Below are 15,369 nucleotides of genomic sequence, written 5' to 3' on the forward strand. Positions count from 1 at the left end.
CTTATTTCCGAGAAACGGGACGCTTTCCTCCTACCTTAGCAGGACTTTTTGTCCCACCTTTGGCTGGACTTTTAGAACTACTTTTGCTACTTTTTTGACCCTTAGCTCCTACCAATTGGCCCTCAGTGGCATTTGCAGGTCTGCCGGCAGGCGTTCTCGTAGTCCTAAAGGTAACATTCACCCCTTCATTCGACTGTTCCAGCACCAACATCGGCGTCGGCTTGGCTTTTTGATCCCACTCAATATGAACGATGCGACCTTGAATTGTGGGCTGCCAACTGTCGTGGTCGTCTGAAGGACTCAGATAAGTTTCCAAACAGTCAATAATTTGATTAATTGTCGCTGATGTTGCCTGAGTCGGCAGTTTCATCAACTTAATTTGAATCCGAAACAGCACGCGTTTTTCTATTTTTATTGCCGGATCGCCAGTTTCGTATTCGATATCAAACATCGAATCCACTTGCCTGCCGCTGCCCGCATTCCCATTTTTATCTCCCACTGCCCCCTGAGTCGGACGCAGGGCAATACTAATTTTTTCTTTAACTTTTACCTTGATCTGGTTCACAATGGCAAAGTGAAAGACTTCTTCCGCCATCCGCATTCTCAGGTAGTCTAAATTAAAGTCTCGCGAGTGGATAAGGTCGGGATTCTTTTCCATCTTTAGCATGGTTTCCAGAGCCATTTTGTATTTTTTCTGGAGTTCTCGATTTCTAAACTCCTCAAATTTGAGCTTTTTGCTCAAATCGTCGAGTTTTAGCTTGGTAAACACTGCTAAACCGATAAGCAATAATAACAGTAATCCCGACGCTCCCATGAAGAGTTGGTCTGAGGACGGATCTCCGGGTTTAGCCTGTTTAGGTTTGGGAGAGGCTACTGCCAACCTTGGTTCTACAAGGATTATTTGGGTTGACATGGGCTTTTAAAGGGTAAAATTTGACGCTAGATTTATACAAAACTCCAGAGTAGAGCTGGTAGTGCAACTGGATCAACCAACATTGACATCATTCCACCATCATCTTGGTACAACTGGATTTCTGCAACTGGAGCACGCACCCTCTAATTAATACTTTATCTTTAACTGCAAGCAGGTTTCCGAAATATCGGAAAATCGCGCGCTGGCACTGGCAAATAGAAATGGTGAATTGTCTGTAATATATTATACCAATATATCTAAAAAAAATGTTTGTTCGGCGGTCTCCGTTTCTAGAAAAATAAAAAGAAATACACATAAATTAATAGTAACTCTGGGAGCCAGCAGCGGAAAACATCAAGGAGAACAGCCGACGATCGCCCGGACGATCGAGGGGCGGACGTTGGGAGAGTGCTAATTCCTACTGTTGGCTCACTCCCGCCGTGCAAGCCCACCGGGCGGCTTGCTGTCAGAGTCTGGCTATGGTGCGATCGAACAACGTCTCCTTAGCTAAGATTACAGCTAATACCACCAATATTCGATCGTGACCTACGAACCCCTGCACCACAAATATCGCCCTCAGACATTTGCCGAATTAGTCGGTCAAGAGGCGATCGCCCAAACCCTCACCAGCGCCATCCTACAAGAGCGCATAGCACCAGCATATCTATTCACCGGCCCCAGAGGCACCGGTAAAACCTCTAGTGCCAGAATTTTCGCCAAATCCCTTAACTGTATTTCTACGGTTGCCCCCACCCCCACACCCTGTGGCAAATGCAACGTTTGCCAAGAAATTGCCCGAGGTTCCACACTAGATGTCATAGAAATTGACGCCGCCAGCAACACCGGAGTAGATAACATTCGGGATTTGATCGAACGAGCTCAATTTGCTCCCGTACAGTGCCGCTATAAAGTATATGTAATCGACGAAGTTCATATGCTCAGTACCCAGGCATTTAATGCCTTATTAAAAACATTAGAAGAGCCGCCAGATCGCGTTGTATTCGTTCTCGCCACAACCGACCCACAAAGAGTATTACCAACTATTATTTCTCGTTGCCAAAAGTTCGACTTCCGCCGCATCCCCCTCGATGCAATGATTGCTCATTTGCACAAAATTGCCAAATTAGAAAACATAAATATTGCCAGCGATGCAGTACAAATGGTTGCTCAAATCGCCCAAGGAGGTCTGCGAGATGCCGAAAGTTTGCTCGACCAACTAAGCTTATTTCAGGGTGAAGTAACAGTTGAAAAAGTTTGGGATTTAGTCGGTGCAGTCCCCGAGAATGACTTAATGGAGTTGCTGCAAGCTATTGATACAGATAACGCTACAGCATTAATAGACATGACCCGCCATCTCATGGATCGCGGTCGGGAACCGCTAATCGTGCTGCAAAGTCTCGCGAGCTTTTACCGAGATTTGCTAATAGCCTCATCTGCACCGAAACGGTCAGATTTAGTAGCTTTAACATCTGCAACTTGGGAAAAACTTTGCAATTTTGCCCGCAATTGGGATGCCGAGTTAATTTTAGCAGGTCAGAAACATTTGCAAACCCACGAAGTGCAAATTAAAAACACTACTCAGCCGCGTTTGTGGCTGGAAGTAACGCTGTTGGGATTGCTGCCCTCAGCAATTAGAACTCAGCAGCAACCAACAGCCGAACCAGCTAAAAATATTGCTCCATCACAAATTCACCCCCCCCAACCCCCCCTTAGCAAGGGGGGGAGTCAGATATCTAATATTGAACAATCTTCAGTTTCCCATTCGCAAAATCATCCACCTCAGTCGCAGCCTGTGGCTAATCGAACAGAAAGCCCACCTCCTGCAGCGATTCCCGCACCTGTACCAACTGCTGAAACGAATCAAACAAATTATTCACAGACTAATTCAGCCGATGAAATCGATTTAAATCGAGTGTGGGAACAGGTACTTGAGCGCGTGCGGCCGCATGGAACTCAATCGCTGCTTCGCCAACATGGACAGCTAGTAATTTTCAGCAATAATACTGCTCATGTTAAGATTAGTTCGCAACCGTTGCTCAATATGGTTAAAGACAAAGTAGCTAATATTGAAGAAGCTTTTTTGCAAATTTTTAACCGTCGAGTAACAGTAAAAGTGGGCTTGACAAATCCCGCTGAAACTAATAGTTCCCGCGCCAAGGATTTGCCTAGTTCTAACGGACGTGTTGGCGAAAATCCCAGGAATTCTCATCCTGTGAGTGATGCGGGCCAACAGGTGCAGAAGTCGGCGGATTCTGAGATTACAGATGATTTTTTGGGGAATGGTGGAGAAGAACAAAAGCACCCGCCAACGCCTGAAAATACCGCCGTTAATGTGCCGGCAATTTCCGAATCGCGATCGCCCACAAACGGTTCTACAGACTCTCAAAATGACTTTAACGCTCAGGCTATAGCGGTGCGTGATGACGCTCAATATGTCGCGAATACGGCTAGGCAATTGGCTGATATGTTTGACGGGGAAGTAGTCGATTTGTCGGGTGACTTGGAGATTTGGGAGTCGGAAACTTTTAGATTGGAATCTGAACCGGATTTTCCCGAGTTATCTTCTGAGTTAGGTGAGGATGATTTTATAGATTGGTAAGTATAGCAATCCTTGCAGGAGTCGTAAATTTTTTACCCCACCCCAACCCTCCCCGAACCCGCGGGGAGGGAGTAAGAAATCACCAATGATGCAAGGATTGCTACAGATCACTAAAAAAAACCGAGAAACCCGGTTTTTGTAGTAGGGGCGGTGCTAAGAGTGGCCGCCCTTCCAGGTTTCTTAATACCCTAAAAGTTTTAGGTTTAATTAGAGTCACCTAGTGATTGTGAATATCTACTTTTAAGCTGACTCTGGCTTGGGCAGCGAAGACGGAAGTACCAACAACTCAGCCGTCGATCGCTTCTCGACCATTTCCTTAGTAATCGTACACCGGGCCACATCCTTGCGCGACGGCAACTCGTACATCACATCCAACATCAATTCTTCGACAATTCCCCGCAGCGCCCGCGCTCCAGTTTTGCGGCGGTATGCTTCCTGGGCGATCGCCCGAATCGCCTCTGGCTTAAAGTCCAACTGCACATTATCCATCTTCAGCAGCTTTTGATACTGCTTAACCAAAGCATTTCGGGGCTCCGTCAAAATCGCCATCAGCGTTTCCTCATCCAGCGGTTCCAACACCGCCGCCACCGGCACCCGCCCGATAAACTCAGGAATCATCCCAAACTTCACCAAATCCTCCGGTTCCAGTTGCTTGAGTACATCAGCAGCCCGCTTTTCCTTCGGCTGAGCTTCTCCGGGCTGAATAAAACCCATTGACTTTTTGCCAGTTCTCTGCTCTATCACTTTTTCCAGACCGACAAAAGCACCGCCGCAGATAAACATGATATTGCTAGTATCAATTTGGATGCAGTCTTGGTAGGGATGCTTGCGCCCGCCTTGGGGAGGTACGTTCGCGATCGTCCCCTCAAGCATTTTCAGCAGCGCCTGCTGCACGCCTTCACCCGACACATCCCGCGTTATCGAAGGATTTTCGCTCTTGCGGGCTATTTTGTCAATTTCATCAATATAAATAATTCCGCGCTGCGCCTCTTCCACGTCCATATCTGCCACTTGCAGCAGCCGCAGCAAAATATTTTCCACATCTTCCCCGACATAGCCTGCTTCGGTCAGCGTCGTCGCGTCAGCCACCGCAAACGGTACGTCCAGCATATCCGCCAAAGTCTGAGCCAGCAGAGTTTTTCCGCAGCCCGTCGGCCCGATTAACAAAATATTCGATTTTTGCAGTTCTACTTCTTCCGGCGGGTGCTTGCCACTATTTTTGGCATGGATAAAGCTCAGGCGCTTGTAGTGGTTGTAAACAGCCACCGAGAGCACCTTTTTCGCCTCATTTTGCCCGATCGCGTTTTCGTCGAGGTAATTTTTAATTTCCCTCGGCTTCGGAATTTGGCTCATCAACATACTTTTGCCCGAGGTAGCGCGGCGCTTTTGCGTCGTTTCCTGCTTCGGGGGCACCGCCGTTGCAGGCACTGCACTCGAATCAAACAACTCCTCATCTAAAATTTCATTGCACAAGTCTACGCATTCGTCGCAGATATACACCCCGGGCCCTGCGATCAACTTGCGTACTTGCTCTTGAGACTTGCCACAAAACGAACATTTTAGATGGGAGTCGTACTTAGACATAACAGCCTCTTAATTCAGTGCAGTGACATTCTCTCCCGCCGCCGGAAGGTTTTCTTTAGCGATAACTCGATCGACCAAACCGTAATTTTTGGCTTCCTCGGCTGACATAAAAAAGTCGCGCTCTGTATCAGCCTCTAATTTCTCGATCGGTTGACCCGTGTGGTGCGCTAGCAGTTGATTCAGCTTACGCTTATGATAAAGGATTTCTTTGGCTTGAATCTCAATATCAACTGCTTGACCTTGAGCGCCTCCAAGCGGCTGGTGGATCATAATCCGGGAACTCGGAAGAGACATCCGCTTACCGTGGGCTCCTGCTGTCAGCAGAAATGCGCCCATACTGGCTGCCAAACCGTAACAAATCGTCACCACATCCGGGCGGATTTGCTGCATTGTGTCATAAATTGCCATGCCGGCCGTCACCGAGCCGCCGGGGGAATTTATGTACATTTGGACATCTTTCTCTGGGTCTTCGGCATCTAGATACAATAGCTGAGCCACTATTGAGTCAGCAACTTCGTCGGTTACGGGAGTTCCTAAAAACACAATTCGCTCCCGCAGCAAGCGCGAGTAAATGTCAAAGGCCCGCTCGCCCATCCCCGACTGTTCTAGTACCATCGGCACTACATTGCTGGGGCTGGAACTGACATCAAAATCGTTATAGCTTGTAATTAGGTAATTGGAAGATTGAGATACAACCATAAGACACCAGTCAAGGATTCTAGACAATTTGCTGCTGCTGATGAAAGCTTTAAATTAAGCCGCCAGCTTTTAACTATTATGCCTCTTCTGAACGGATATCGGGGGGATGGGGAGTTTTGAGTTTTGAAAGTGCTTTCTGCGCTGGGCGCAACGCTGGAGTGACTCGCAAGGCTCGCGGGGTGAATGAGTTAAAATACTTACTGGTAAATCATCGCTGCTTCTAGTGGACACCGCGAGCTTTTAGTAAGGATCGGGCGCACCCGGAGCTTGTAGTTAAGGATCGGGTGCGCCGTTAAAATCACGGTTCATTTCATGCCCCCAATTAGGACATTTGAACGCATTAAGTTCTATTCTTCGCCTACGACTTCCACTTCAACGCTCGTGGCTGCTTCTGCTGAATCTTCAGCGTCTGATTCTTCTGATTCTGCAGCAGCAGGAGTCAGAGAGCCTTCAGGTAGGAGTTCGATTGTCCCTTTTTCTTCCAACCATTTCAGGGTTTTTTGTTTTAGCAAGTCTTCTGCTACAAATTCCTGCAACCTTTGGGGGTCAAAATCTCCTTTGGGAAACTGCTTTCTGATTTTGGCTACTTCGGCTGCTACTTCTGCTGGTTCAACAGATAAGGATTCCAGCTTGGCTATTTCTGCCAGAGCTAAATTCTGCTTGAGGCGCTCGATTGCTTCCGGGCGCGAGCGTTCCCGCATCGGGCCCATATTTTCTTCGGTAAACAGTTGGTTGATATCTATGCCGTAATTTTTCAATTGGACGGCTTGTTGATTCAACAAATAATCGATTTCGCGATCGACCATTGTTTCGGGAATTTCCACTTCTATTAGCTGCACGAGGGCTGCTGATATAGCTTTTTCCTTATTAGCGGATGTCTTGTTTTCTTGGTCTGCTTTAAACCGAGTTTCGAGCGATTCGCGCAGTTCTGCTAAAGTTTCAAACTCGCTGACTTCTTGGGCGAAGTCGTCGTCCAACTCCGGCAATTCTTTTTCCTTAAGTTCTTTGAGAGTAATCGTAAATACTGCCGGTTTTCCTGCTAGTTCTTCACTGCTATACTCATCGGGGAACTGTACAGAAACTTCTCTAGTTTCTCCTGGATTCATCCCGATCATGCCTTGGATAAAGCCCGGTACAAACTGATTTTCCGATAATTCTACTTGAAAGTCTTCTGCTTGACCGCCGGGAATTTCTGCGGGAGTTTCGCCTTCAGGTGCTTCGGCAAATCTACCGGAGAAATCAACCAAAGCCATGTCTCCCAACTGAGCCGGCCGGCCTTCTACGGGGATTAAAGCAGCTTTGTCCGATCGATATTTTGCCAGAACCTCATCTACCTGAGCCTCATCATACTTAGCTTCTTCTGCTTGAAGCTGCAAACCTGTGTACTGACCCATTTTCACTTCTGGTTGTACATCAACCTTCGCCGAAAAAATCAGAGGCTGTTCTGGATCGAACTTAGCTAGTAATTCTTCAAACTCGGTGCGAAGTTCAAAACTGCCAATTGCGGCAATTTTTTCTTGTTCGAGGGCTTTTTGCAGGGAATCATTAATCAAATTTTCCAAAGCCGTCGCCTTCAAACGAGTCTGGCCTAGGCGCTGTAGCAAAACTTGACGGGGAACTTTGCCTTTGCGGAACCCAGGAATATTAACCTCGCGAGCAAATTGTTTAATTACTTGCTCGTAAGCTTGTTTTGACTTTTCTGACGGTACTTCGATTTCCAGACCAATTTGGCTAGCTGGAAGTTTTTCCTGGGTTACTTTCATCGGCTTTTTTGATATTTAACAATAGTGTATTGACACTCCCTGACCTAAAGGACAGGGATTCTTAATTCAGCGACTGACCTTAAAATGTTGCGTCCTTTCGGCAATACTCAAACTTTTTAACCGTAGAAATCCTACCAATTAACGAGCCTGATTCGCAGTCATCCCAGAGGGTCTATCTCCAAAAGCGTACTAGGATATTTACCTAGAGTTCGGGTTTGCCCTACCCTACTTAACAAGACTAAATAGTTGGTTTCTCTGGTTAAAGGAACTGTGTTAAGCCCCTAGCTGTTTATAGAGTTTTCGCCGCTCTTTGTCCCCCGGTTTACGCCTAAAAGTGTGTCGTTAACTGTTTTTATGCACTATGGCGCAGGAGTTTAACCTTGACTACTGTAGTCTACTAGAAATTTCCTGACTTTTAGGAAGGGATTTAAGAAATTAAAGCCGTCCTAGAAGGACAGGGTTTTAGACCCAATTTCCTTGATAAAATACATACAAATCTGACTTTGCCTGCATTTTAATTTTGTACGCTTTGACTCGTAACGGCACAACTACAACACCTTTACCGGATGAGACTGTAAGTCATTTCCGGCTACTTTTTTGGCTCTTGCCAAATAGTTTTGGTTTGAGGATACTAGCTTTTGCTGCTAGGAATGTGGAGGTTAAGTCCACTAATTGCCGATGCACCATAGCACATATCGCCCTGTGATGTCAATCTTGCCGGCCTCTGCGGCCAGTCAAAGTCAATGGATGCGCCTGCGAAAATGCAGATATATCGCAAAACTTAACCGGATGCGGATTGGGCGTGGGCGATTGGCAAAAGATGCTAAACTGGCACTGGGTACGATCGCACGGATCGATCGGGAAGTTCGATCGCCCTTTTCGCTTAACTGCACCATTGCTATCCTCTCATGCTCCTGATGTCGCATAACATTAATTAAGTTTGATATTGAGAATTGCAGTTATTTAAATTTTTGATTTCGATCGTTTAGAGTTTATTTTGTGGAGGAAACTAATTTGTCTCAATCCTATCGAGTTGCCATTTTAGGAGCCACCGGCGCAGTCGGGGCCGAGTTGCTAGAACTCTTGCACAGCAGGAGTTTTCCGATTTCTAACTTGAAGCTTCTGGCTTCGGAGCGTTCAGCAGGCACTACCTTGCCTTTTGGCGGCGAGATGCTGCCGGTCGAAGCAGTTTCGGCGCGATCGTTTGATAATGTAGATCTGGTACTCGCCTCGGCCGGCGGCTCTACTTCTAAATTATGGGCTCCGCAAGCGGTGGCAGCCGGAGCAGTAGTCATTGACAATTCTAGCGCTTTCCGCATGGATGCGACCGTACCGCTAGTGGTTCCTGAAGTGAATCCCCAAGCGGCCGCAGCTCACCGAGGTATAATTGCTAATCCGAACTGCACGACGATTTTGATGGCAGTTGCTGTTTGGCCACTTCACAAAGTTAGGCCGATACAGCGCATCGTTGTAGCCACTTACCAGTCTGCCAGCGGGGCGGGGGCAAGGGCAATGGAGGAAATGAAAGCTCAAGCAAGAGCAATTTTGCAGGGGGAAACGCCCAAAACAGATATATTTCCCTACCCCTTAGCATTTAATTTGTTTCCGCACAACACCCCCATTAACGATTTGGGGTACTGTGAAGAAGAGATGAAAATGGTAAACGAAACTCGGAAGATATTTGGTACGGACGAGATTAAAATTACGGCAACTTGTGTGCGGGTTCCCGTACTGCGTGCTCATTCGGAAGCGATTAATCTAGAGTTTGCAGAGCCTTTTAGCGCGATCGAGGCCAGGGAAATCTTAAAGCAGGCAAGCGGGGTTAAGCTGGTAGAAGACTGGCAAGCTAATTATTTCCCGATGCCCGCAGAAGCCAGCGGTAAGGATGAGGTGTTAGTTGGCAGGATTCGCCAAGATATTTCTCACCCCTGCGGGTTGGAGATGTGGCTGTCGGGCGATCAAATTCGCAAAGGGGCGGCTTTAAATGCGGTGCAGATAGCTGAATTGCTGATCCAAAAAAATTTGTTGCGAACCCAAGTGGCCGCGGCTTCTAATTAGCGGAAATTCTGGCAATTGGGAAATTGAAATTGGGGATTTTAGATAAACCTTTCATCTGAAATCTAAAATTTAAAATCAAAAATCAACACTCTAAAATCGGAGAAAGTGTGGTAAAGTTTGGACGGGTTCTGACTGCAATGATTACGCCGTTTAAGGAAGACGGCAGCGTTAACTATGCGGTAGCAGAACAATTGGCAGTTCATTTAGCCGAGCGCGGTACAGATAGCTTGGTAGTGTGCGGCACTACAGGCGAGTCTCCCACTATGACCTGGGATGAAGAGTACGAATTATTTCAGGTGGTACAAAAGGCGGTGGTCGGTAAGGCGTTGGTAATCGCAGGAGCCGGATCGAATTCTACTTCAGAAGCAGTCGCAGCTACCCAAAAAGCAGCTAAACTCGGGTTAGACGGCTGTTTGCAGGTGGTTCCTTATTACAACAAACCCCCGCAAGAAGGTTTGTACAATCATTTTCGGGCGATCGCGCAATCTGCTCCAGAATTGCCTATAATGTTATATAACATCCCCGGTCGCACAGGTCAGAATATGTTGCCGGAGACGGTGGCTCGATTGGCAGAAATCCCCAACATTGTGGCCGTAAAAGAAGCAAGTGGCAACTTGGATCAAGCAAGTCAAATTCGGTGCTTGACATCCCCTGAATTTGCCATCTATTCTGGAGATGATTCCCTAACTTTGCCAATGTTGGCGGTAGGAGGATCTGGTGTAGTTAGCGTAGCCAGCCATCTGGTAGGAGAGCAGCTGCAACAGATGATCGAAGCTTTCGAGGCCGGTCAAGTTCAAGTCGCTACCCAGATTCACTTGCAACTTTTTGACCTGTTTAAAGCTCTTTTTCTCACCACAAATCCCATTCCCGTCAAGACAGCTCTCAAACTTCAAGGCTGGGATGTAGGCTCCACCCGTCCGCCACTGTGCGATCCGCCCGTTGAGGTAACTCAAAAGTTAAAGGACGTACTGAATCAGCTAGCCGCAGTATCAGCTAGCAAGACGAGCGAGAACGAGTTTTCAGACAACTGAATATTGGTTGTTATCAGTCATTAGTTCTTAGTCATCAGTCATTAGTAATTAAGTGTTAGTAAGTAGCTAACAGTCAAGGATTAAAGACTGAAGATAGAAGAATGAAGGCCTAAGACAACTGACTGTACGGGATAGTAAAACCCGCCAGGGAGTTTTCCATAAATATTTGGAAAAATATCGCCCTACCAACGAACAGTAGACGAAAGACGACAGACGACAGACGACAGACCACAGACCAATAACAAAAATAACTAACAAAGGATACGCATGATCAACAAAAATACAACTGCATCTGCTCTAAAAGTTATTCCCCTCGGCGGGCTGCACGAAATCGGTAAAAACACTTGTGTGTTCGAGTACGGCGACGAAATCATTCTTTTAGATGCCGGTTTAGCGTTCCCTACAGATGGAATGCACGGGGTAAATATTGTCCTCCCAGACATGACTTACCTGCGGGAGAACAGCCACAAAATTAAAGGTATGATCGTGACTCACGGTCACGAAGACCACATAGGCGGCATCCCTTATCACCTCAAACAATTTGAAATTCCGGTCATCTACGGCCCCCGTTTGGCGATGGCTTTGCTAGCGGGAAAAATCGAAGAAGCCGGAGTGTCTCACCGCACTGAATTGAGAACGGTTCGACCGAGGGATACTGTCAGAATTGGCAAGAATTTCTTAGTCGAATACATTCGCAACACTCACTCGATGGCCGACAGTTTTACTGTGGCAATTCACACTCCCGTGGGAATTGTGATCCACACGGGAGACTTTAAAATTGACCACACTCCTGTAGACGGCGAGCATTTTGATTTGCAAAAGCTGGCCGAGTACGGCGAGAAAGGCGTGCTGTGCTTGATCAGCGATTCTACTAACTCGGAAGTTCCCGGTTTTACCGCTTCGGAAAGTTCTGTGGCGCCCAATTTAGATAGAATTATCGCTCAAGCACCGGGACGAGTGATGCTGACGACTTTTGCTTCGTCGGTACACCGATTGCAAATTGTTTTGGACTTGGCTAAGAAAAACAATCGGTATGTCGGAGTGGTTGGCCGATCGATGCTTAACGTCATCGCTCACTGCCGCAATCTCGGCTACATCAAATGCGAAGATAGTATTTTCAAACCGCTCAAAGAAATCCGCAATTTGGCTGAAGACAAGGTACTGATTTTAACTACAGGTTCCCAAGGCGAACCGATGGCGGCGATGACTCGCATTGCTAACGGCGAACATCACGAACTGAAAATCAGAAAGGGCGATACAGTCATTTTCTCAGCTAATCCGATTCCGGGAAATACGATCGCAGTGGTAAACACGATCGATAAACTGATGATGCTGGGAGCACACGTGGTTTACGGCCGCGACAAAGGCATTCACGTTTCGGGTCACGGTTGTCAAGAAGACCAAAAGTTAATGATTAACATGACTCGTCCCAAGTTCTTCTTGCCAGTGCACGGGGAACACCGGATGCTGATCCAGCACTCCAAGACGGCTCAAAGCATGGGCATTCCCGCTAGCAATATGGTGATTATTGACAACGGCGATGTCGTAGAGTTGACCGAAAATTCAATCCGAGTCGCTGGTCAAGTGCCTTCAGGAATTGAATTAGTAGATTCTTCTCGATCAGGCGTTGTCAAAGCGAGCGTCCTCAAGGAACGTCAGCAGTTGGCCGGAGATGGCGTTGTAACTGTAGCAGCCGCTTTGAATTGGGAAGGCAAATTAGTTGCTAAACCAGAAGTTCACTTGAAAGGTGTAGTGACATCAGCCGATCGCGCGGAGGTGATCAAATTAATCACTCAAACCATTGAAACTGTTTTGAGCGATCGCTGGTCAGAATTTGTCAAACCCGCCACTGCTGACTCGCAAGTTGACATTGACTGGGTAGGAGTGCAAACCCAAATAGAAAAAGCAATTCAGCGGGTAATGCGCCGCGAACTGCAAAGCAATCCAATGCTGGTATTCCTGATGCAAATTCCTGAAGAAGCAGTGCGATCGGAAAAGGCAGCAGTATCTCCAGGTTCCCTGGAAGCACCTAAGCTATTATCATCGCCATCATCCCCCTCGCCATCATCGCCATCATCCCCATCCTTGCCATCTCCTGCCAATCAGGTGACGGGCCGGCGCCGTCCCCGGACTGCTGCAAGGGCAGCTTCTTAGGGCGATAATTCTCGGACGCACTGCCAACCAAGAAAGGAGTTTTAGGTTTTGTAGTTGCGCTTGGGTACCCAAGCGCAACTACAAACCTAGATTTGATTTCATAAGTACCTCCACCTCAAAAAACGTCAGTACAGATCGACGTAACTCCTGATATGAATTCCGGTTGTATTGGAATGATTAAACCGCAGAGGGCGCAGAGGATACGGAGAAAGGGAAGAGAGAGATGAATCATTCCGATGTCAACGGATTTGATATGAGCTCTATCTTGCTAAGACATTTAAACTTGTCAAGATTGAAGAGTTGCGACTCGATTTATTTCAGGAAGCAGTCTTAGAGAAAGCCCCCAATCGCTACAAGTTTTTGGAAGGCCCGCAGGAAAAAGCCGGTGGATTTGGGTGTTTTTGCAATTATTTTTACTGCTGTGTTTGGACACGGTTTACTCTGGGAGTCTCTTTCCCAAACCTTTTAAGCGGAAGGGAAACAGGATGACACCTACTTACCAAATCCGGGATTTGTAGGATTTTCTCGGTTAGGGAAGGAGTAGTTTTTAAACCGTAAATAAACGCAAGTGAACGCAGATAGATTTAAATAACTATCTGCGTTCACTTGCGTTTATTTTAAAACTAATCAGCCACCAGCAACAGCAGGAACAATGCTGACTTCATCGCCATCTTGGAGAGCAGTTTTTGAGCCATCTAAAAAGCGGATGTCTTCGCTGTTGACGTAGAAGTTGAGAAATCTCCGGGGTTCTCCCTTTTCGTCGCACAGGCTTTTTTTGATGCCGGGACAATTTGTTTCCAGCGATTCAATGAGTTCGGAAATGTTATCGCCGGCGCATTCGATGGTGGCTTGATTGTTGGTAAATTTTTGCAGGGGAGTGGGAATTAAAACTTTGACGGTCATTTTTTTAGTCCTTAGTCAGTAGTCATTTATTAGTTATTAGTCCTCAGTCATTAGTCCTCAGTAATCAGTCAGTAGTCATCAGTCAACAGCTTAACAAGCAATGACTAATGACTGCCGACTACTGGCTAATAGCTGTTAAACCGAAACTTGTTGCCATTCTAAGCGTTCGAGCGTGCGGGCGCGTTCTAGGGCGCGCTCGAACGCTTCTAGTTTCGGTTCGAGGGTGATGGGTTCGCCGATGTAGCCTTGAACTGCTTCTTGCGTTTTCAAACCGTTGCCGGTGATGTAAGCGACGGTGGTTTCATCGGGATTGATTTTACCTGCTTCTACGAGTTTCTTCAAGACTGCGATTGTCGTGCCACCTGCAGTTTCTGTGAATATGCCTTCAGTTTCTGCTAGCAGTTTCATGCCTTCGATGATTTCGGTGTCGCTGACGGATTCAATGTTGCCGTTGGTTTTGCGGGCGATTTCCAAGGCGTACATACCGTCGGCTGGATTGCCGATCGCGATCGACTTAGCAATTGTATTCGGTTTCACCGGTTTTACGAAATCACGGTCTTCGCGGAATGCTTGGGCGATGGGGGAACAGCCGTCAGCTTGGGCGCCGCTGAACCGAACTTTCTTTTCGTCAACTAAACCGACTTCGATGAATTCTTGAAAACCTTTGTAAATTTTTGTGAACAAAGAGCCGGAGGCGAGGGGAGCGACGATGTGATCTGGCAATTGCCAGCCTAGCTGTTCGGCAACTTCGTAACCGAGGGTTTTTGAGCCTTCAGAATAGTAGGGACGCAAGTTTATATTGACAAATCCCCAGCCATGTGTATTGGCGACTTCGCAACACAGGCGGTTAACTTGGTCGTAGTTGCCGTGAACTGCCATGACAGTTGGATTGTAAATCAGAGTGCCGAGAACTTTGCCTGCTTCTAAGTCTGAGGGGATGAAGACTACGCAGTCGAGTCCGGCGTGGGCTGCGATCGCAGCCGTAGAGTTAGCTAAATTGCCGGTGCTGGCACAGGATACAGTTGTGAAACCCAATTCTCTGGCTCTGCTGAGGGCGACTGACACCACTCTGTCTTTGAAGCTGAGAGTGGGCATATTGACGGCATCGTTTTTAATATAAAGATTTTTTAGACCGAGGCGGCGCGCCAAGCGGTGGGATTTTAATAGAGGAGTCATCCCAGTGCCGACATCGATGACGTTATCTGTAGCGACTGGTAAAAATGCGCGGTAGCGCCAGATCGAGTTGGGGCCGGCTTGGATGGTTTGGCGAGTGACGCTGCGGCGGATGGCGTCGTAGTCGTACTTGACTTCAAGCGGGCCAAAACAGCAATCGCAGACGTGCTTGGCTTGGAGTGCGTACTCTTCGCCGCATTCTTTACATTTGAGGGCTGTGAAGGTTGCTGCTGTGGATTGGGTTCTGGTCGCCTGGGTCATAGCTCAACTCTCTAGTTTTGCGATGTTTTCTAATTCTTGTGCAAGATTAGCACGGTCAATTTACCCCGTCAACCATACCCGATTTTTTTAGTCGGGATTGATTTTTCAGTTACTTTTGAGTTAAACAATAATGTATTTAACTTGGATGTTTGGGCGGGCGAGACGCCCACCCCACAAGGATTTGACTTGTTTTCAGGATCGGGCTGGGAATCCAGATTGTCAGGCTGGCAC

Annotated in this window: 11 protein-coding genes; 4 read left to right on the plus strand and 7 right to left on the minus strand. The window is 47.2% G+C overall.

Features of this window, described 5'->3' with window-relative positions:
- Window position 1: 1 nt before the first annotated feature.
- Window positions 2-913 carry a hypothetical protein gene (locus QUA62_RS03785; protein WP_190660546.1) on the minus strand — a complete coding sequence of 304 codons (912 nt, stop codon included), beginning with the start codon at window positions 911-913 and terminating at the stop codon, window positions 2-4.
- A 541-nt stretch (window positions 914-1,454) separates the two neighbouring features.
- Between QUA62_RS03785 and QUA62_RS03790 the strand changes: the two genes are divergently transcribed.
- A complete protein-coding gene (locus QUA62_RS03790) occupies window positions 1,455-3,512 on the plus strand; it encodes a DNA polymerase III subunit gamma/tau (protein ID WP_333402454.1) in 2,058 nt (685 codons plus the stop codon).
- Between the two features lie 240 nt (window positions 3,513-3,752).
- Here QUA62_RS03790 and clpX read toward each other — a convergent pair whose 3' ends face one another.
- The 4 genes from clpX to QUA62_RS03810 form a co-directional block, all read right to left on the minus strand.
- On the minus strand, window positions 3,753-5,096 hold the full coding sequence (gene clpX / locus QUA62_RS03795; RefSeq protein ID WP_333287130.1) for an ATP-dependent protease ATP-binding subunit ClpX: 1,344 nt from the start codon (window positions 5,094-5,096) through the stop codon (window positions 3,753-3,755).
- 9 nt (window positions 5,097-5,105) lie between these two features.
- On the minus strand, window positions 5,106-5,795 hold the full coding sequence (gene clpP, locus QUA62_RS03800) for an ATP-dependent Clp endopeptidase proteolytic subunit ClpP (protein ID WP_015179195.1): 690 nt from the start codon (window positions 5,793-5,795) through the stop codon (window positions 5,106-5,108).
- A 347-nt stretch (window positions 5,796-6,142) separates the two neighbouring features.
- Complete coding sequence (tig, locus tag QUA62_RS03805; RefSeq protein WP_190734650.1) at window positions 6,143-7,558, minus strand: trigger factor; 1,416 nt, start codon at window positions 7,556-7,558, stop codon at window positions 6,143-6,145.
- 740 nt (window positions 7,559-8,298) lie between these two features.
- Window positions 8,299-8,454 carry a hypothetical protein gene (locus QUA62_RS03810; protein WP_333349429.1) on the minus strand — a complete coding sequence of 52 codons (156 nt, stop codon included), beginning with the start codon at window positions 8,452-8,454 and terminating at the stop codon, window positions 8,299-8,301.
- A gap of 118 nt (window positions 8,455-8,572) precedes the next feature.
- Here QUA62_RS03810 and QUA62_RS03815 point away from each other — a divergent pair, with 118 nt between their 5' ends.
- The 3 genes from QUA62_RS03815 to QUA62_RS03825 all read left to right on the plus strand — a co-directional run bounded on the left by QUA62_RS03815 (window position 8,573) and on the right by QUA62_RS03825 (window position 12,801).
- Complete coding sequence (locus QUA62_RS03815; protein ID WP_333402455.1) at window positions 8,573-9,616, plus strand: aspartate-semialdehyde dehydrogenase; 1,044 nt, start codon at window positions 8,573-8,575, stop codon at window positions 9,614-9,616.
- Window positions 9,617-9,723: 107 nt separating this feature from the next.
- A complete protein-coding gene (dapA, locus tag QUA62_RS03820; RefSeq protein WP_333402456.1) occupies window positions 9,724-10,647 on the plus strand; it encodes a 4-hydroxy-tetrahydrodipicolinate synthase in 924 nt (307 codons plus the stop codon).
- A gap of 267 nt (window positions 10,648-10,914) precedes the next feature.
- Window positions 10,915-12,801, plus strand: coding sequence for a ribonuclease J (locus QUA62_RS03825; protein WP_333216612.1), 1,887 nt, complete (start codon window positions 10,915-10,917; stop codon window positions 12,799-12,801).
- Window positions 12,802-13,428: 627 nt separating this feature from the next.
- On the opposite strand, the gene QUA62_RS03830 is transcribed toward QUA62_RS03825, so the two are convergent.
- A complete protein-coding gene (locus QUA62_RS03830; protein WP_006632924.1) occupies window positions 13,429-13,704 on the minus strand; it encodes a MoaD/ThiS family protein in 276 nt (91 codons plus the stop codon).
- A gap of 135 nt (window positions 13,705-13,839) precedes the next feature.
- Window positions 13,840-15,138 carry a threonine synthase gene (gene thrC, locus QUA62_RS03835; protein WP_333402458.1) on the minus strand — a complete coding sequence of 433 codons (1,299 nt, stop codon included), beginning with the start codon at window positions 15,136-15,138 and terminating at the stop codon, window positions 13,840-13,842.
- Between the last annotated feature and the right edge of the window lie 231 nt (window positions 15,139-15,369).

It is taken from the genome of Microcoleus sp. MON1_C1, from assembly GCF_036701945.1.
In the GTDB taxonomy this organism is placed as follows: Bacteria; Cyanobacteriota; Cyanobacteriia; order Cyanobacteriales; family Microcoleaceae; genus Microcoleus.

What these genes read in the sequence shown, in the direction of transcription:
- QUA62_RS03785 (WP_190660546.1), bottom strand. Translation starts at nt 913, where the DNA reads ATGTCAACCCAAATAATCCTTGTAGAACCAAGGTTGGCAGTAGCCTCT.
- clpX (WP_333287130.1), bottom strand. Translation starts at nt 5,096, where the DNA reads ATGTCTAAGTACGACTCCCATCTAAAATGTTCGTTTTGTGGCAAGTCT.
- clpP (WP_015179195.1), bottom strand. Translation starts at nt 5,795, where the DNA reads ATGGTTGTATCTCAATCTTCCAATTACCTAATTACAAGCTATAACGAT.
- tig (WP_190734650.1), bottom strand. Translation starts at nt 7,558, where the DNA reads ATGAAAGTAACCCAGGAAAAACTTCCAGCTAGCCAAATTGGTCTGGAA.
- QUA62_RS03810 (WP_333349429.1), bottom strand. Translation starts at nt 8,454, where the DNA reads ATGGTGCAGTTAAGCGAAAAGGGCGATCGAACTTCCCGATCGATCCGT.
- QUA62_RS03825 (WP_333216612.1), top strand. Translation starts at nt 10,915, where the DNA reads ATGATCAACAAAAATACAACTGCATCTGCTCTAAAAGTTATTCCCCTC.
- QUA62_RS03830 (WP_006632924.1), bottom strand. Translation starts at nt 13,704, where the DNA reads ATGACCGTCAAAGTTTTAATTCCCACTCCCCTGCAAAAATTTACCAAC.
- thrC (WP_333402458.1), bottom strand. Translation starts at nt 15,138, where the DNA reads ATGACCCAGGCGACCAGAACCCAATCCACAGCAGCAACCTTCACAGCC.